The following is a 17,108-nucleotide window of genomic DNA, read 5'->3' as shown; positions in this document are numbered from 1 at the left end:
CCGCTTGCGAATGAATAAAGGTGTGTTATGCGTCGTCGCATTGTAGCCGGAAATTGGAAAATGAACGGGTCCCAAAGCCTGGTCAACGAGTTGGTTGGCCCGGTTGCACAGCAGGTGCGCGAATTGGGTATTGAGGCGGTTGTTTTCCCGCCCGCGCTCTATGTTTCCGCGGTGATTCAGGCTGCTAACAACGCAATTGCAGTGGGCGTGCAAAATGTCAGTGAGAAGGCAAAGGGCGCCTACACCGGCGAGCTCTCCGCACCTATGGCAGCCGATGTCGGTTGTCGTTATGGTTTGGTGGGCCACTCCGAGCGACGTCAGCTGTTTGGCGAAACTGATGCGCAGGTGGCGGTAAAAACCGAGCAGCTGCTGAATGCAGGCTTGAACGCCATCGTGTGCGTGGGGGAGACTCTGGAACAGCGCGAAGCCGGGCAGGCCGAAACAGTCGTTGCCACCCAGGTGCGTGACGGTTTGAGCAAAGTGACACCAGAGCAATGGGGGCAGATTGTGGTTGCTTATGAGCCTGTTTGGGCCATAGGCACTGGCAAGACCGCCACCGGCGAAGACGCCCAAGCCATGCATAAGGCCATTCGTGGCGTACTGGCAAATATGGGTGCTCCAGCCGAATCCATTTCTTTGCTTTACGGCGGCAGCGTAAAAGCGGATAATGCAGCCGCACTTTTCGCTGAGCCGGATATAGACGGCGGATTGATCGGCGGTGCGTCTTTGAGTACAACAGATTTTGTCAGTATCTGCCAGGCGCTGCCGACAGATACCCATTGTTAAAGGTTTGCGAGCGTCTTTATGGATTTGATGGAAACTTTGATCGTTGTCCTGCACGTGGTTATTGCCGTGGCTCTGGTGGGTCTGGTGCTGATCCAGCAGGGCAAGGGCGCTGACGCCGGTGCAGCCTTTGGTGGCGGAGCGTCGCAGACCGTGTTTGGCAGCCAGGGCAGTGGTAGCTTTTTGACCCGCTTCACGACCTTTTTGGCCATCGCGTTTTTTGTAACAAGTTTTACGTTGGCGATTTTCGCCAAGCAGCGCGCTGAAGTAGCGGGTCAAGCTGGTATTCCGATGGTTCAGGAATCCCAGCCTTCCGCTGTAGATCCTGCCAGCGAAACCGGCGGCGGGCAGAGCGATCTGCCTGGCCTGGAGTAACCGAATTGCCCAAGTGGTGGAACTGGTAGACACGCCATCTTGAGGGGGTGGTAGCGAAAGCTGTGCCGGTTCGAGTCCGGCCTTGGGCACCATATGCAGTGAAAAAATGGCCTGGTTTTCTAGGCCATTTTTTTGGTCAGTCCTTGACCAGTGAGGTCTGCGGCTCTATACTCCGCCGCAGATTGGGTGCAGTCGAAGTTTGGCTGGCGTCCGGCAGGCAAAGTGTCTGCTAGCATTAGGCGCTGTTTAATCGTGCTTTTTGCGAGTTCTCGCAACAAACAGCCTTTATATCGTGGGCCGTTTGACAAAGGGGCCTGGCGCATCAGGTCCTGGTGCATAAAAAGGGCTGATACACAGCCCTTTTTTTGTTTTTGTAGTCAGCAAATTCTGAATACGGAGATGGCGTAACTTGTCAGCCAAGATTAAACAGTTGGAAGACATTCTGCGGCCGGTGGTTGAAGGCCTCGGCTATGAATACTGGGGTATTGAATTCCGCGCGCGCGGCCACGAATCATTGTTGCGGCTTTTTATTGATGATGTCGAAAAAGGCATCGGCATTGAAGATTGCGAAAAAGTCAGTCGCCAGGTCAGCAGTGTCATGGATGTGGAAGACCCCATACAGAGCGAATACACGCTGGAAGTATCATCGCCTGGAATGGATCGTCCGCTGTTCGAATTGGCTCAGTATCAGGCGTTCGTCGGGCACAAAGTGCAAATCCGTTTGCGTATGGCGTTTGAAGGTCGGCGCAAGTTTCAGGGTTTGCTGAACGGTATTGAAGGCGACGATGTGATTGTGGTGGTTGATGACCACGAATATCTGTTGCCATTCGACAGTATCGACAAGGCGAACATCGTTCCGGTATTCGAGTGACGCACTCTTTGAGCAACACTCTATTCGAGTGACCTTTTATTTGAGTGATGCATGCGAATACATTAAATGGACGCACAGAATATTTTGAAGGCAGGGTAATTCAATGAGTAAAGAGATCTTGCTGGTGGTCGAATCCGTCTCGAACGAAAAAGGTGTCGAGAAAGACGTGATTTTTGAAGCCATCGAATTGGCGCTGGCCACCGCCGCCAAAAAACGCTTCGAAGACGAAGATGCCGATATCCGGGTTTCGATTGATCGCCGTACTGGTGAATACGATACCTTTCGCCGCTGGTTGGTGGTCGATAACGACGCCGTTCCGGCGCTAGGCACCGAGCTGACCTTTCAGGAAGCTGAAGACATCAGCCCTGACCTGCAGCCTGGCGACATGCACGAAGAACAGATCGACTCGGTCGCTTTCGGCCGCATTGGCGCTCAGGCGGCCAAACAGATCATCTTCCAAAAAGTGCGTGAAGCCGAGCGTGCCAAGATTGTAGACAGCTATCGCGGTCGCGTTGGTGAGTTGGTTTCCGGCACCGTGAAGAAAGTGACCCGCGACAACGTGATTGTTGACCTGGGAAATAACGCTGAAGCGTTGCTGCCCCGCGAACACCTGATTGCACGGGAAACTTTCCGCATGGGCGACCGGGTTCGCTCTTTGCTGCTGGAAATCCGCACCGACCACCGCGGCCCGCAGCTGATTCTGAGCCGCTCTGACTCGAAGATGTTGATTGAGCTGTTCCGTATTGAAGTGCCCGAAATTGCTGAAGAGCTGATCGAGATCCGTGGCGCTGCCCGTGATCCCGGCTCGCGCGCAAAAATTGCGGTAAAAACCAACGATCGCCGTATTGATCCGGTAGGCGCTTGTGTAGGGATGCGTGGTTCTCGGGTTCAGGCCGTATCTAACGAGTTGAATGGCGAGCGTGTTGACATAGTGCTGTGGGACGACAACCCCGCGCAACTGGTTATTAACGCTATGGCGCCGGCCGAAGTGGCCTCTATTGTGATGGACGAAGACCGTCACACGATGGATGTAGCGGTTGCAGCGGACAATCTGGCTCAGGCCATTGGCCGTAACGGTCAGAACGTGCGCTTGGCCACCGAACTAACCGGCTGGACTCTGAACGTAATGACCGAAGAGGAAGCTGGCGAGCGCCAGGAACAAGAGCAGGGCCGCCTGTTGGAGCACTTTACCAAGCATCTGGATATCGATGAAGAATTCGCCGGCGTGCTGATTGATGAAGGTTTTAGCTCAATTGAAGAAGTGGCTTACATTCCGATGGAGGAAATGCTGGCGATTGAGGGATTCGACGAAGAAACCGTCACCGAACTGCGCAAGCGTGCCAAAGACGCATTATTGAATCAGGCTCTGGCCAACGAAGAAGCGTTGGATGGTGCTGAGCCGGCTGAAGATTTGCTGGCAATGGAAGGCATAGACCGCGGCTTGGCGTTCAAGCTCGCAGGCATGGGCATACGCACCATGGAAGATCTGGCGGAGCAGTCGGTTGATGACTTGCTTGAAATTGAAGGCATGAATGAAGAGCGTGCAGGTCAGTTAATTATGACAGCACGTGCCCCCTGGTTTGAAGACCAGGCCTAATTCGGGAGGAGGACCAGTATGGCGGAAGTAACGGTAAAACAACTGGCCGAAGATGTAGGCGCTCCCGTGGATCGTTTACTGAAGCAGATTGTGGAAGCAGGCTTGAAAGCGCGTTCTGAGAACGACGCAGTTTCCGGCGACGAGAAACAGCAGCTGCTGACGTATCTGCGCAAGAACCACGGTGACAGTGAGGCCGAGCCTCAGAAAATCACCTTGAAGCGCAAAACAACCACCACGTTGAAAGCCGGCAAGGCTAAATCCGTGAATGTTGAGGTTCGCAAGCGCCGCACGTACATCAAACGCGCGGAAACGCAGTCAGACGAAGCGGAAGAAACAGTGGTGGAAGCGCCGGTCACTTCAGTTGAAGCAACCACAGCGGCTGAAACACCGGTTACAGCGACGGAAACTGTGATCGAAGCCAAGGTTGAAGACACCAACTCTGAAACAGTCAAAGCAGAGCCGGTTGCGGCTGAGCCAGTGGCAGAGAAGGCAGAAAAGCCGGCTGTAATAGCGCCGGCAGACATGCCGATACCTCCGCCTGAAGGCGATGCTAAGGACCGCAAGCCGAAGAAAAAGAAAGAAAACGTTCGCGAACGTAGCGATGATAACGACGACGGCAAGCCGAAGAAGAAATCGGCCGGGCATCGTGGCCCTCGTGGCCGCGCTCAGGATTCGCCGCGGGTTACTTCGGACGAGGAAGACACCAAGCTTCGCAAGCCGCTGCGTTCGAAAAAGAAACCTAAAGAGAAGCAACACGCCTTCGAGAGGCCGACCAAACCTATGGTCAAAGAAGTAGAAGTTCCCGAACTGATCACCGTGGGCGATCTTGCTCATCTTATGTCTGTGAAATCCGTTGACGTGATCAAAACCCTGATGGGTATGGGCATAATGGCCACTATTAATCAGCCCTTGGAGCAGGAAACTGCCATCCTGGTGGTGACGGAGCTGGGCCATACCGCCAAAGCAATCAGTGACGACGCCTTCGAAGAGGCCGTGCTGAGCGAGTTCAGCAGCCAAGAAGGTCAGGAACAAGTTAAACGCGCACCGGTTGTGAGCGTAATGGGTCACGTTGACCATGGTAAAACCTCGCTACTGGATTACATCCGCCGCACCAAGGTTGCGTCTGGCGAGACGGGTGGTATTACCCAGCACATTGGTGCGTACCACGTAAAAACCGACCACGGCATGGTTTCCTTTCTGGATACCCCGGGCCACGCGGCGTTTACCGCCATGCGTGCTCGTGGTGCCCAGTGTACCGACATCGTGATTTTGGTGGTGGCGTCTGACGACGGCGTTATGCCGCAGACCAAAGAAGCGGTTGAACACGCTCGTGCGGCCGGTGTGCCCATCGTGGTAGCTATTACCAAGATGGACAAAGAAGATGCCGATTTGGATCGCGTCAAAAACGAGTTGTCTGCCATTAACGTGATTCCGGAAGAGTGGGGCGGCGACGTACAGTTCGTGCCTATTTCTTCCAAGACCGGTGACGGCGTAGACAATCTGCTGGAAGCGGTATTGCTGCAAGCTGAAATTCTTGAGCTGCAGGCGTCTCCGTCTGCACCCGCCCAAGGCGTTGTGGTTGAATCCAGCCTTGAGCGTGGCCGCGGTTCAGTGGCTACCGTACTGGTTCAGAACGGTACTTTGCGCCAAGGCGATATGGTTGTTGCAGGTTCTTTCTTCGGGAAAGTGCGCGCAATGACCGACGAAGCTGGCAAGCAGGTTAAAGACGCGGGTCCTTCTATTCCGGTAGAGGTTCTGGGCTTGAATGGCACGCCCAACGCTGGCGACGAATTCTTCGTTGTAGCCGATGAGCGCAAGGCCAAAGAGCTGGCTGAGTTCCGCCACGTTCGTGAACGCGAGCAGCGTTTACAGCGTCAGCAGGCAGCCAAACTGGAAAACCTGTTCGAGAATATGGGCAAAGAGCAGGTGAAGACCCTGAACGTGGTATTGAAAACCGACGTTCGTGGTTCGCTGGAAGCCATTACCCGTTCGCTACAGGATCTGGGCAACGAAGAAGTACAGGTGAAGATTGTATCTTCGGGTGTGGGCGGAATAGCCGAAACCGACATCAGCTTGGCCGTGGCCACCAGTGCCGTGATCTTTGGCTTTAACGTGCGCGCCGATAACGCCGCCAAGCGCCTGGTTGAACAGGAAGGCCTGGATTTACGCTACTACAGCATTATCTACAACCTGTTGGACGACGTGAAAGCGGCTCTGACTGGCATGCTGGCACCGGAATTCCGCGAAGACATCATCGGCATTGCCGACGTACGCGACGTGTTCCGTTCGCCGAAGTTTGGCCAGGTGGCCGGTTGTATGGTGACTGAAGGCAACGTGTACCGTAACAAACCGATTCGCGTACTGCGTGACAACGTAGTGATCTTTGAAGGCGAGCTGGAATCCCTGCGCCGCTTCAAAGACGACGTGCCAGAAGTACGTAACGGTATGGAATGCGGTATTGGCGTGAAAGGCTACGACGTGAAAGTGGGCGACCAAATCGAAGTATTCGATCGTATTCGGGTTGAGCGCAAGCTTGAATCCACGGGGGCCTAATGGCTAGGGGGTCCAATGGCTAGAGAATTCAGTCGTATTGATCGCATTGGCGATCAGATGCAGCGTGAACTGGCCCAGCTCATCCAGCGGGAGATTAAAGACCCGCGGGTGGGCATGATCACGGTCAATGCAGTTAAGGTAAGCCGTGATCTGGGTTACGCCGACATTTACGTGTCCTTGCTGACTACTGAAGAGCTTGGCGCAGAGTCGCCAGAGGTGAAAGAATCTCTGACGGTACTGAACAAGGCATCCGGGTTTCTGCGCGGCCAGGTTGGCCGTGCGATGAAGCTGCGTGTGGTGCCTCTTCTGCGCTTTCACTTTGATGAACTGCAGGGTTACAGCCGCCGCCTGGATGGCCTGATTCGCAAAGCCGTGGGTGATCAGCCCGCGGTTAGTGATGACAGCGGCAGCGCTGACAACAGTGCTGCCGATGGTCCTGTTGGTGATCTTGTTGATGGCCAAAACAATCCGGAGTCCAACGTTTGAGCCGCCGCCACAAAGGCCGCGACGTTAATGGCATTTTGGTGATCGACAAGCCTCTGGGTTTAACCTCCAATGGCATTTTGCAGCAGGTTAAACGGTTATATGGGGCGGCCAAAGCCGGCCACACCGGAGCCTTAGATCCGCTGGCCACCGGTGTATTACCGCTGTGCTTCGGCGAGGCCACCAAGTTTTCGCAGACCATGCTAGACAGCGACAAAGCCTACATTGCGACCGCCCGCTTGGGCGAACGCACCGAAACCGGTGATAGCGAAGGCTCTGTGGTAGAAACCCGACCCGTGCCGGAAGGCCTGAACGCTGACATTTTAGAGCCCCTGTTGGACCGCTTTCGCGGCGATATCCAGCAGGTGCCTTCGATGTATTCGGCGCTCAAACACCAGGGCCGCCCGTTGTACGAGTACGCTCGTCAAGGCATCGAAATTGAGCGCCCAGCGCGCCCGGTCACCATTTACAGTCTGGAACTGTTGGCTATCCGCGATAACGAAATGGACATTGCGGTTAAGTGCACAAAAGGCACCTATATCCGTTCACTGGTGGAAGATATCGGTGAAGCCATCGGTTGTGGCGCCCATGTGATTGCACTGCGCCGTACCCTGGCCGCAGGCTTCACATTGGCCGATGCCCACGACGTACCGGGTATGGAAGCCATGCGCGAGCGTGATGAAAGTTTGGACGGCTTGCTGGTAGCGCCAGACGCGGCACTCAGCATGTTTCCTGAACACCGCCTGAGTGGACCGGTGCTGGTGTCGATATTGAATGGCCAAGCAGTTAGAATAGAAGAACAGCTTGAACAGGGTTATGTGCGCGTTTACGGCAATCAAGACTTTGTTGGGCTGGCAGAAGCATTCCCGGACAGTGAAGGCACCCAGCTGGTGCCCAAGCGTCTGGTTAAAACCGACGGCCGCCTCTAGGCGAGCCGTTTAGCCAAGCTGTAGAGATGCGCGGTTCGGCTGTATTCTTAAGCATCGCAATATATTGAGGTGGTTTATGGCACTTTCTGCCAACGAGAAAGCTCAGATTGTTAAAGATTACCAGCAGGCTGAAAGCGATACCGGTTCTCCTGAAGTTCAGGTGGCACTGCTTAGCGCTAACATCAACAAGCTGCAGGGTCACTTCAAGATCAACAAGCAAGACCACCATTCACGCCGCGGTCTGATCCGTATGGTAAACCAGCGTCGTAAGCTGCTGGATTACCTGAAAGGCAAGAATGCTGATCGTTACCTTGAGCTGATCAAGCGTTTGGCTCTGCGTCGCTAATCTGTTTCGACGGCCTGAGAGCTGGGGCATGGTTATTTGCCCTTGCTGACCAACCGGCGGTGGTGCTTGCAAGAGCGCTACCGCCGGTTGTGTTTTTTTGTGTAGCGCAGAACAGCAGTTACCCACATGGGTGAGTAACTGAATCAATCGGAAAGATATTCAGGAGTTTTTTGTGGAACCTAAACCCGTAACTAAAACGTTCGAACTTGGTGGCAAAACCGTTACTTTGGAAACTGGCCGTATTGCTCGTCAGGCCACCGGTGCCGTACTCGTAACCATCGACGATATTTCTGTGCTGGGCACCGTTGTAGGTGCTAAAGAAGCCAAGCCTGGTCAGGGCTTTTTTCCACTGACCGTTAACTACACCGAAAAAACCTACTCTGTGGGTAAAATTCCCGGTGGATTCTTTAAGCGTGAAGCGCGTCCTACAGAAAAAGAGACGCTGACGTCACGCCTGATCGACCGTCCGATTCGTCCGCTGTTTCCCAATGGTTTCATGAACGAAGTTCAGGTTGTGCTGACCGTTATGTCAGCCAACAAAACGCAGGATCCTGACATTGCTGCCATGCTGGCGGCTTCTGCGGCGCTGGCTATTTCTGGCATTCCATTTGAAGGTCCCATTGGTGCTTCCCGCGTTGGCTTTACCAACGAGCGTGGCTACTTCCTGAACCCGACTCACGAAGAGCGTTCAACCTCGCTGCTGGACATGATTGTTGCCGGTACCGAAGACGCCGTGCTGATGGTGGAATCCCAAGCTAAAAGCCTAACGGAAGACCAAATGCTGGGCGCCGTGCTGTTTGCCCACCAGGAAATGCAGACTGCCGTTAGCGCCATTAAAGAATTTGCCGCTGAAATTGGCAAGCCTCGCTGGGAATGGCAGGCTGAAACCGTAAACGCCGAACTGATGGGCGCGATCAAGGCTGACTTCGCTGACGCTATCGCAGAGGCCTACAGCATCCGCGATAAAATGGACCGTTACGCGCGCCTGGGCGAGATCAAAGCCGCCGCCGTTGCAAAACTGGCCGGTGACGAAGAAGGCAAGCACTCCGCTGAAGACGTCAAAAAGTGTTTCGGTAAGACCGAAAAGCACGTTGTTCGCCAGCAAGTTATTGACGGCAAGCCGCGTATTGACGGACGTGACACTAAGACCGTGCGCCCGATCAAAATCGAAGTGGGTATTCTGCCGGGTGCTCACGGCTCTGCGCTGTTCACCCGTGGCGAAACCCAAGCCATCGTGACCACCACGCTGGGCACGTCGCGCGACATGCAGATTATTGACGCGCTGGAAGGCGAAAGCAAAGACCCGTTCCTGTTCCATTACAACTTCCCTCCGTACTCCGTTGGCGAAGCTGGTCGTATGATGGGCCCCGGCCGTCGTGAAATTGGTCACGGACGCCTGGCCAAGCGCGGTCTTCTGGCCGTAATGCCAACCGTTGAAGAGTTTCCGTACACTATTCGTGCGGTGTCTGAAATCACCGAATCCAACGGTTCCAGCTCTATGGCATCGGTGTGTGGCTCCAGTCTGGCACTGATGGACGCAGGTGTGCCTATCAAGTCTGCCGTGGCCGGTATTGCCATGGGTCTGGTCAAAGAAGGTGACAAGTTCGCGATCCTGACGGACATCCTGGGCGACGAAGATCACCTTGGTGACATGGACTTCAAAGTAGCCGGTACCAAAGAAGGTATCACCGCGCTGCAGATGGACATCAAGATCAACGGCATCACTGACGAAATCATGGAACTGGCCCTGGAGCAAGCCTACGGCGCTCGCCAGCATATCCTTGGCGAGATGAATAAGGTGATTGCGGCTTCGCGTACCGAGCTGTCATCACGTGCGCCTAGCATTACCACCATCAAGATCAACCCGGAGAAAATCCGTGACGTGATCGGTAAGGGCGGTTCTACCATCCGCTCTATCTGTGAGGAAACTGGTGCGTCTATTGATTTGGACGACGACGGCAACGTGAAAATCTACGCCGACAACATGGAAGCGGCACAGGCTGCGGTTAAGCGGGTCATGGAAATTACCGCTGAAATCGAAGTGGGTGCTATTTACCAGGGTCGGGTTGAGCGCATCGTCGACTTCGGCGCGTTTGTAAACATTCTGCCGGGCAAAGATGGCCTAGTGCACATCTCTCAGATTTCTGACCGTCGCATTGAAAACGTGACTGACGAGCTGAAAGAAGGCCAGGAAGTTCTGGTTAAAGTGCTGGATGTAGACAACCGTGGCCGCGTTAAGCTGTCTATGAAGGAAGTGAAAGAAGGCGAAAAGCCGACTGACCTTTCTGCCTGATAGTTTGATGGTGTGGGGACAGGCGTAGCTCTGTCTTCCACCAAACCAAATAAAAACCGCCTTTCCCTTGGATTGGCGGTTTTTTACATTACAGCTTTGGTGTTTGCGGCAAGTGGGCTTGAGCGTGTTTTGAACGGCCCCGGTCCACTTGCCGCTTAGAGTTTTGAGGTTCTGTCCAGAAAATCAATCAGGCTTTGTTGATATTCCGGAAGCGCAAAGGTCGCCGTGTGCGGTGTATCGGTTTGGAGAAACTGCTTGGGCTGCTTCGCTACCTGATACAAACTTTCACCGTTGGCAAAGGGGATTATGCCGTCGCGCACGCTGTGAATCATCAGTAGCGGAGTAGGGCTAATATGGCCGATATAGTCGGTCCCTTCGTAATCGTTGGGGATGGTCCAACTCAGAGGCGCCTGCAGCGGCCAGGTGAGCCAGAAGCTGGCGAGTTTGTCGCGGGCGATGGCGCGAAAGCCAGCGAAGGTGCCGTCGAGGATTACTCCGTTTAACGGTGGTTGTTCGTTGCGTTGCTGCCACTCTGCCGCCAGGGGAATGGCCAGCGCACCGCCCAGGCTTTGGCCTAGCAGGAAGATGGGTTTGCCTTGGGTTTGTGGTTGCTGGACTAGCCAGCGCATTCCGCTTTCTACATCGTGCAGGGCACCTTTAATATCCGGCGTGCCGGTTGAGCGGCCATAGCCGCGGTAGTCCAGGGCAAAGACGTTATAGCCTTCGGCCGGAAGCCAAGCTACGTTCATGATGTGGCTGCTGATGTTCTGGGCGTTGCCGTGCAGGTAGTAAACAGTGCCTTTCGCGTTGTTTTCCGATGCTATGTCGCCTTCGTTCTGCTGTTCGGTTGCGGCTGGCAACCACCAGCCGTGCAACACTTCGCCGTCTGCAGTATTGATAAACGCATCGCTGTATTCTAGATTCAGCCGATCCGGTGTTATATAAGTGGTCTGGTCGGGGAAAAAGAAGAGGCTACTGCAACCGCTTAACGCAAGGGTGCCGATCACCAGACTACCCAGCGTCCGCATACTATTTCCCATAACGGCCAATCTGGCTAATGCCATTTTCATCAAAAGCTTTGTATATCCTTTGCATTATTTGATCGGACTGCAGGTGGCCATCAAACCACCTCAGTTGCTGATCAATATTTAACCGATAAGGAATGTAGCCCAAGGTAATTCCCTCCGTTACCAGCTCGTCTAAACACGCGTGAGCATTGCTAACAGACAGATTAGAAAACTGATTAAATAAAATTGGAATGGTGCTATCTATCAGATCATGGCGTAAATTTGTGAACGTGATTAAAGGGTCTATGTTATGTTTCCTGCAGACTGTACGCACATGTTGGGTATACCTGCTAACACTATCCGGGGACATGGGGATCAGGGGCGCGTACCATAACAGTCCGCATTTGTCTTTTGCCGGATCCTTAATAATTGACTGTTGTTCAGGCACAGTGGTTCGCCAATAGCATAGAGGTTTAGCGATTTCATTGGGCTTTCCGCGCATAATCTCAATGCTGGCCGCGAGCGACTTTAACTTGTCCTGAATCGCTGGTAGAAACCACGCGGGCATTTTCTCAAACACTGATTTTGCGATCTTAATTTTTACATCACCCGAAAATATTATGTGATGGGCGTGGGGCTTGGCAGCCTTTATAATCAGATTTTTGACTTGTTTAACAACACCGGGCTCACCGTATATTGAACCCACTATGGTCCAGGCAGCCACCATTTCCTTCTTTGTGATTGTCTCTATCTGTTCGCTGCTTAATACATTACCTGTGTCTTTATTTGGATTTGGTTTCAGCATTGAAATAATGCGAAGTCGATCCATTAGATTTATCGAGCCAACAATGCCTTCAAATCTTTCCAGTGTACTTTTGATAAATTCTATTGCAACTCTAACGTCTTCGTCATTTTTATAGTCAATATAAAATGAATCAAATCCAGCGGGAATTCGTTTTAAGCGAATGGTGGCTTGATAGACAACGCCGAGCCCTGATTGTGTAAAAAGGCCATCAAGGTAGGGGCCAACATTCCATTTATAAGTCTGATTCACCAGATCGGCTTGGCCCGCTTCAGACGATAGCTGGCTCAGTGGTGATTGATAATGCTGCCCGTTTGGCAATACAGCTTTGAGATCGGTAAGCGCTGCAAAATGGTCCTGATGGGGTGTTATTCCATAACCCCGCTCCAGAGCGTTTGCCAGAATCGAGCAGGACGCACCTGCTCCAGTAACCGGTACCATGAACGGAAGATTATGTTTCTCGAAATAGTCACTGAGCTGGCCTTGAGTGACGCCGGGCTCAATCCTGACCAAGCCCAAGTACTCATTGACTATTTCAATGTTATTCATTAGCGACAAATCGAGGATGACCGAATTTTCGCTGGGTGAATTGGGCAGGGAGGTGCCATACCCCCAGTTATTGCCGGTCGATATGGGGTAAAAAACAATCTTTTTCTGTTCGCATGTTGCAAGCTTGTTTGCTAATTTAAATAAATTGCTTACTACTTCAATTTTTTGTACCTTTATCGCACCGTAGAGATTTCTGGAGATCGATTCAGTACCTTTGTTGTAAAGCGTGTTGGCCTGAAGCTGGTTAAATACTTCACAGAGTTCGAAATTATCAAAACCATTGGCAGTTAATAGTGAGTGCAAGTCTTGTGTCAAAAGAATTCCTCCACATTGAAATCAATGTCTCTACTATTGGTCAATAGAGTGCTTGATGTTTTTAAGCATCATTTTGAAGCCTCTAGCCAAATGCGCATGCAAAAGTTCGGCATTGATATAATAGGGCGCTCGCCGGCCATGATAATCAACGACAGGACCTATTTGTCTGAATTTAATGCCCACAAAACCCATGTTTCTGGCTAGCCGCGGTTCCATCATTACGTAGGCGTGTTTTTTTCCCAGTTTCATAGCCAATGAAGCGGCAGAAAAATACAAGCCAATGGCAATGAATGAGAAGCAGCGTAATTCATTTTTAGAATATTGCATCACGTTGATGCTGCCCGTGGCGGCGCCTGGAAATTTGTCAGTTTGACGCCGACGGAATGAAGACGGCACGGCCAATCTTGAAAACTCACAGATATGCTCTCTGGGGAAGTTGGTGGGTGAATAGGCAAGGTCTGTAATTGTGTCGAGGCAGTACTTCTCAATGGGTAATGCTTCTTTATTTTCTTCTGTACTATTAACAATACGTACCGTGCCCGCAAACACATTGGTCGACCTATGTCTGACCAGGCAATAGGCGGCGTGATTATCAAATTCGTCTGTCTCTTCGCCAGATTCGCGCAGAGCTTCCCACCCCAGTTCCTCGCAGTAGACCTGGTGGCGTATTTTATAGGCTTCACGCTCCAGTTCAACCGTCGTGGCGATGTCAAATGAGAAAAACTGCATAAAGCGACTGCACGCGGCATTGGCTTCCCTCAATTTTAATAAGGAACTCCAAGCTTTTCTGATATTCAATGTCTGCTTTACACTTTCCCAAGATCCGTCTTCTTTTGTTAAGTAAGCCTTTTTTTTAAATATGTTTTTTGCGCTCTTTACGTAGGCCCTATATTCTTTTTTACTCAAAAGTAAGCGTGTAAACCGGCTTGCCATGTGTTTTGCATCCTGTCGAAGTGGTCTTCACGGTTGAATTCGGCGAACACGCTGAATTCGCGGCCAAGATGCCAGCTTGCTTTGCCGTAGAGCTGGTCCTGCCTATGCTTGCTGCTGACAATCCAGGATTTGGTTTTCACGCCGGCCAACAGGCTGAAGCGGGGTGTCTGGTGCAGAAGTCCCAGATCAGCGCCGGGTGCTGCATCGTAGCCGCGCCCTAAATCGTCATCAATTTCCAGATCCGCCGTTGCCAGAGCAAACGCCTGCGTGTTGTTAGCGATACGCCAGCTGCCGCCGGCGCCGCCGTCCAGATAGGGTGCCAGAACTCTTCCACGCCCTGTATCCGTGCGCCGACCGCCAAAGCTGACCTGCCACGACAGCGGCGAGAAAAAGCGATTGCGGGGGCTCAGCGAGCGCACATCAATGGCGGTAAACTGCTCGAGCTGCAACTCGTTGTTATCGGTGTAATAGCGAGCGTCAAATCGCAGAAACTGCAGTTGAGCCCCGCTCCGGTAGCCTTCGGGAGGATCCAAGAAATCATGGTATGCGGGGCGAAAGCTCAATAGGGAGAAGTTGCGGCCGCTTGACGCGTACTCTGCGCGACCGGCGCCTAGGCTCAAACGGAAAGTGTCATGGCCTTGATCGTCTCGCACCAACGGCCTCGGCGGCTGCCCGGGCTGGTCTGCAATCAGTTTACTGCGTTCTCGCAAAAGAGCATGTGATAGCGGGGCGGCGAAGTCACGGGGCCAGCCATCGGCTTCGCTCTGGTAGCGTACGTAATCGTAACTTGCATCCAGCACGGCGGCCCGGTCGGCCTCGTTGAGTGCCATCAGTTCCGCGCTGTCCGGTTGCAGGTAACCGTTGGCCAGGGCAGAGGCAATGAGCTGCTGCTGGGAGCCAAGAGATTCCAGCGAATAGCTGACCGCGGTTGCGGCCGAGGGCCGGTATTCCACATTGGCTACCAGGTTCTTTTCGATTACCCAGCGCACGGTATCTGTTGGAATGGCGTGGGTATTTACCTCATCCAGCAAGTCAGTGCCTGGCCGTGCCACATCAATCAGCGCCAGCAGTCGGTAGGCGCAGTTTTCGTCAAAAAAGTAATAGTCGAAGTTTTTGTCCTGAATCTCCCAGGCGTGGGCGGTCATTCTGTTGACCTCGCTTTGCTTCAGGTTTAACTGATATTCCCATAAATCCCGGTGTTCAATATCCGAGTATAGACGGATTTTTTCGTAGTAGGGCCGAACCGTGGTAATGCCCGGGTAGCCACCAAAAATACCGCGATAGGCAAACATCAGCTCACCGTCGTGGGCGGCGGCATCGGCGGCGTAGGAAATGGTGTTGGCCAGTAGCAGGTTAGTGTCGTTGTCATCCTGAGGTGGGTCCAGGCGCAGAAACGTATGGCCGAACATAGACGACGGGCTGTTCAGATAGGACGCCGCAAACACTAGGGTAACGGTTTCTGTGTTTAGCTCATCCTGCCATTGCTGATACGCGGGGCAATCAACCGCAGGCAAATTCAGATTCAGCTCTTGTTGCAGCCAGGTTGATCGGGCTGGAAATCGGCAGCGCGCGTGCAGGTCTCCGCCGCCCGGCTGTTGAATGGCCGCAAGTGTGGCCGCTAATTCAGCCTTTGGGGAGAGCTTGCCGTCGGCACTGAGAAAAAATGCATCGTCGTCGGCCTGGCTTTTGAAACCGCTGCTCAGGTTTGGCTGGTGGTAATGGCCCAGTGTTAGCCAGCCTGGCGACAGATGTAGGCCGGCAGGTACGCTGACTGTCTCAGCCAGGGCCGGCATTGGTAGCAACGCGAATAAGGCTGCGGCTGCACCAGAACGAAAAGTTTGGCCCATGGCAGGTGTCAGAGTCCGTGGTGTCTAGAAAAAAAGTGCGCCATCGCTGGCGCACCGAAATTACAGTATTTCCGAGGAACCCGGAAATATCAGGCAGCGACGTACTTGCTCAGGCCGGCATCTTGCTGCAGCAAGGCAACAATAGCGCTAACGGCCTGGTCAGAGGTGGTGTCTGCATTCGGGAAGATGGTCGCGAAATTGTCCTGCAGCACGCTGCGGAAGTTGTCACGGTCAGCCTGCTCTACGCCCAGTAGAACCGCCAGGGTGTCCAGGTTTTCGCCGTTGCCGCGTGACATGTCACGAGCTACTTTGTCGATGTTGCTGTCCATGTACATCGCCATGGATTGAACAGAAGCATTGGTTGAGCAACCCAGGGTGCCCGTGGTCATACCAAAGGTCTGGTTACCGAACGATGCATTGGTGGTTGCCGCTAGTACGTGCGGCGCAATACCGGCCTGTCCTTTCCAGATCATGGCGCCAACGCCACAGCCCGGTTGTGCAAAGGCCATAGACGAAACACCCAGAAGAATTGCACCTGCGATCAGTTTTTTCATTATTCACTCCTTGGTTTTTGGTATAGCTGTAGTCGCTGCGATGGGGCTGATCTTACCGAACGTAGCCCAGCATCGCTTACCGGAGTATAGTCAAATTTTCCGTCACGCCCACTGTAATAACGGAAAAAGTCTGGCTTTATGGTTACTTACTGCACAGTTCCCATATTCACCCGCCCAGATACGCCTCCCGCACTTGCGGATTCACCAGCAGGTTTGCCCCCGTGTCATGCAGGCGAATGCGCCCGGTTTCCAACACGTAACCCCGGTCGGCCAAATTCAGCGCCTGGTGGGCGTTCTGTTCTACCAGAAATACCGTCATGCCATCATCGCGCAGTTTGCCGATAATCTCGAAAATCTGTTTGATAATAAGCGGTGCCAGGCCCAGGGACGGCTCGTCCAGAATGATCAGTCGCGGTTTGCTCATCAGCGCGCGGCCAATGGCCAGCATTTGCTGCTCGCCGCCAGACATGGTGCCGGCGCGCTGGCTTTCGCGTTCTTTCAGGCGCGGGAACAGTTCGTAAACGTGCTCCTGGCTTTTGCGAATTTCTGATTTGGTGTTGAAAAAACCACCCATGTGCAGATTTTCTTTCACCGTTAGCCCGGAGAAAATGCGCCGGCCTTCGGGCACTATGGCAATGCCGGAACGCATGATTTGCGAGGTTGGCTCTTTGGTGATGTCGCGGCCGTCAAGCACAACCCGGCCAGCACTGGCTTGGGGGCTACCGCATACGGTCATCAGCAGTGTGGTTTTGCCGGCGCCGTTGGCGCCGATCAGCGTGACAATTTCGCCCTCATTTATTTCAACCGATACGCCGTGCAGGGCTTCAATTTTGCCATAGTGGGTGTGTATATCTTCCAGTATCAACATGGC

At 53.2% G+C, this 17,108-nt stretch carries 15 protein-coding genes and 1 tRNA gene; 10 read left to right on the top strand and 6 right to left on the bottom strand.

Annotated features, from left to right (window positions below):
* Nucleotides 1-27: 27 nt before the first annotated feature.
* The 10 genes from tpiA to pnp all read left to right on the top strand — a co-directional run bounded on the left by tpiA (nucleotide 28) and on the right by pnp (nucleotide 10,230).
* Nucleotides 28-786: a triose-phosphate isomerase gene (tpiA, locus tag MIH19_RS19210; protein WP_249006382.1), complete on the top strand. Its 759-nt coding sequence runs from the start codon at nucleotides 28-30 to the stop codon at nucleotides 784-786.
* An 18-nt stretch (nucleotides 787-804) separates the two neighbouring features.
* Nucleotides 805-1,158: a preprotein translocase subunit SecG gene (gene secG / locus MIH19_RS19205; protein ID WP_249006381.1), complete on the top strand. Its 354-nt coding sequence runs from the start codon at nucleotides 805-807 to the stop codon at nucleotides 1,156-1,158.
* Between the two features lie 7 nt (nucleotides 1,159-1,165).
* A tRNA-Leu gene (locus MIH19_RS19200) sits at nucleotides 1,166-1,250 on the top strand.
* A gap of 317 nt (nucleotides 1,251-1,567) precedes the next feature.
* Nucleotides 1,568-2,029: a ribosome maturation factor RimP gene (rimP, locus tag MIH19_RS19195; protein WP_249006380.1), complete on the top strand. Its 462-nt coding sequence runs from the start codon at nucleotides 1,568-1,570 to the stop codon at nucleotides 2,027-2,029.
* Between the two features lie 103 nt (nucleotides 2,030-2,132).
* Nucleotides 2,133-3,626: a transcription termination factor NusA gene (gene nusA, locus MIH19_RS19190; RefSeq protein ID WP_249006379.1), complete on the top strand. Its 1,494-nt coding sequence runs from the start codon at nucleotides 2,133-2,135 to the stop codon at nucleotides 3,624-3,626.
* Nucleotides 3,627-3,644: 18 nt separating this feature from the next.
* Nucleotides 3,645-6,179 carry a translation initiation factor IF-2 gene (gene infB / locus MIH19_RS19185; protein WP_249006378.1) on the top strand — a complete coding sequence of 845 codons (2,535 nt, stop codon included), beginning with the start codon at nucleotides 3,645-3,647 and terminating at the stop codon, nucleotides 6,177-6,179.
* Between the two features lie 15 nt (nucleotides 6,180-6,194).
* The gene (gene rbfA / locus MIH19_RS19180; RefSeq protein WP_249006377.1) at nucleotides 6,195-6,665 is read left to right on the top strand and encodes a 30S ribosome-binding factor RbfA; all 471 of its coding nucleotides are present in this window, start codon (nucleotides 6,195-6,197) and stop codon (nucleotides 6,663-6,665) included.
* Nucleotides 6,662-7,591 (top strand): tRNA pseudouridine(55) synthase TruB, encoded by a 930-nt coding sequence (truB, locus tag MIH19_RS19175; RefSeq protein ID WP_249006376.1) that lies wholly within the window; start codon nucleotides 6,662-6,664, stop codon nucleotides 7,589-7,591. Before rbfA ends, truB begins: the two co-directional genes overlap by 4 nt.
* 76 nt (nucleotides 7,592-7,667) lie before the next feature.
* Nucleotides 7,668-7,937 carry a 30S ribosomal protein S15 gene (rpsO, locus tag MIH19_RS19170; protein WP_007348601.1) on the top strand — a complete coding sequence of 90 codons (270 nt, stop codon included), beginning with the start codon at nucleotides 7,668-7,670 and terminating at the stop codon, nucleotides 7,935-7,937.
* Between the two features lie 172 nt (nucleotides 7,938-8,109).
* Nucleotides 8,110-10,230 (top strand): polyribonucleotide nucleotidyltransferase, encoded by a 2,121-nt coding sequence (pnp, locus tag MIH19_RS19165; RefSeq protein ID WP_249006375.1) that lies wholly within the window; start codon nucleotides 8,110-8,112, stop codon nucleotides 10,228-10,230.
* Between the two features lie 155 nt (nucleotides 10,231-10,385).
* Here the strand turns inward: pnp and MIH19_RS19160 are convergent, their stop codons facing one another.
* The 6 genes from MIH19_RS19160 to MIH19_RS19135 all read right to left on the bottom strand — a co-directional run bounded on the left by MIH19_RS19160 (nucleotide 10,386) and on the right by MIH19_RS19135 (nucleotide 17,105).
* Nucleotides 10,386-11,258 carry an alpha/beta hydrolase gene (locus tag MIH19_RS19160; RefSeq protein WP_249006374.1) on the bottom strand — a complete coding sequence of 291 codons (873 nt, stop codon included), beginning with the start codon at nucleotides 11,256-11,258 and terminating at the stop codon, nucleotides 10,386-10,388.
* Between the two features lies 1 nt (nucleotide 11,259).
* Nucleotides 11,260-12,903 carry an FAD-binding protein gene (locus MIH19_RS19155; RefSeq protein WP_249006373.1) on the bottom strand — a complete coding sequence of 548 codons (1,644 nt, stop codon included), beginning with the start codon at nucleotides 12,901-12,903 and terminating at the stop codon, nucleotides 11,260-11,262.
* A 33-nt stretch (nucleotides 12,904-12,936) separates the two neighbouring features.
* Nucleotides 12,937-13,836, bottom strand: coding sequence for a PEP-CTERM/exosortase system-associated acyltransferase (locus tag MIH19_RS19150; protein ID WP_249006372.1), 900 nt, complete (start codon nucleotides 13,834-13,836; stop codon nucleotides 12,937-12,939).
* Nucleotides 13,806-15,683: a DUF4105 domain-containing protein gene (locus tag MIH19_RS19145; protein WP_249006371.1), complete on the bottom strand. Its 1,878-nt coding sequence runs from the start codon at nucleotides 15,681-15,683 to the stop codon at nucleotides 13,806-13,808. Before MIH19_RS19145 ends, MIH19_RS19150 begins: the two co-directional genes overlap by 31 nt.
* Before the next feature lie 89 nt (nucleotides 15,684-15,772).
* The gene (locus tag MIH19_RS19140) at nucleotides 15,773-16,237 is read right to left on the bottom strand and encodes a DUF3015 domain-containing protein (protein ID WP_249006370.1); all 465 of its coding nucleotides are present in this window, start codon (nucleotides 16,235-16,237) and stop codon (nucleotides 15,773-15,775) included.
* Nucleotides 16,238-16,403: 166 nt separating this feature from the next.
* Nucleotides 16,404-17,105 (bottom strand): ABC transporter ATP-binding protein, encoded by a 702-nt coding sequence (locus MIH19_RS19135; RefSeq protein WP_249006369.1) that lies wholly within the window; start codon nucleotides 17,103-17,105, stop codon nucleotides 16,404-16,406.
* Nucleotides 17,106-17,108: the final 3 nt, after the last annotated feature.

Origin of the sequence: Marinobacter sp. M1C (assembly GCF_023314135.1) — a bacterium.
Classification (GTDB): Bacteria; Pseudomonadota; Gammaproteobacteria; order Pseudomonadales; family Oleiphilaceae; genus Marinobacter.
The sequence above is the reverse complement of the archived record's forward strand: the minus strand, read 5'-3'. Positions and strand labels throughout refer to the sequence as shown.

What these genes read in the sequence shown, in the direction of transcription:
- MIH19_RS19135 (WP_249006369.1), bottom strand. Translation starts at nt 17,105, where the DNA reads ATGTTGATACTGGAAGATATACACACCCACTATGGCAAAATTGAAGCC.
- secG (WP_249006381.1), top strand. Translation starts at nt 805, where the DNA reads ATGGATTTGATGGAAACTTTGATCGTTGTCCTGCACGTGGTTATTGCC.
- MIH19_RS19140 (WP_249006370.1), bottom strand. Translation starts at nt 16,237, where the DNA reads ATGAAAAAACTGATCGCAGGTGCAATTCTTCTGGGTGTTTCGTCTATG.
- tpiA (WP_249006382.1), top strand. Translation starts at nt 28, where the DNA reads ATGCGTCGTCGCATTGTAGCCGGAAATTGGAAAATGAACGGGTCCCAA.
- MIH19_RS19145 (WP_249006371.1), bottom strand. Translation starts at nt 15,683, where the DNA reads ATGGGCCAAACTTTTCGTTCTGGTGCAGCCGCAGCCTTATTCGCGTTG.
- rpsO (WP_007348601.1), top strand. Translation starts at nt 7,668, where the DNA reads ATGGCACTTTCTGCCAACGAGAAAGCTCAGATTGTTAAAGATTACCAG.
- rbfA (WP_249006377.1), top strand. Translation starts at nt 6,195, where the DNA reads ATGGCTAGAGAATTCAGTCGTATTGATCGCATTGGCGATCAGATGCAG.
- MIH19_RS19160 (WP_249006374.1), bottom strand. Translation starts at nt 11,258, where the DNA reads ATGCGGACGCTGGGTAGTCTGGTGATCGGCACCCTTGCGTTAAGCGGT.
- infB (WP_249006378.1), top strand. Translation starts at nt 3,645, where the DNA reads ATGGCGGAAGTAACGGTAAAACAACTGGCCGAAGATGTAGGCGCTCCC.
- nusA (WP_249006379.1), top strand. Translation starts at nt 2,133, where the DNA reads ATGAGTAAAGAGATCTTGCTGGTGGTCGAATCCGTCTCGAACGAAAAA.
- MIH19_RS19150 (WP_249006372.1), bottom strand. Translation starts at nt 13,836, where the DNA reads ATGGCAAGCCGGTTTACACGCTTACTTTTGAGTAAAAAAGAATATAGG.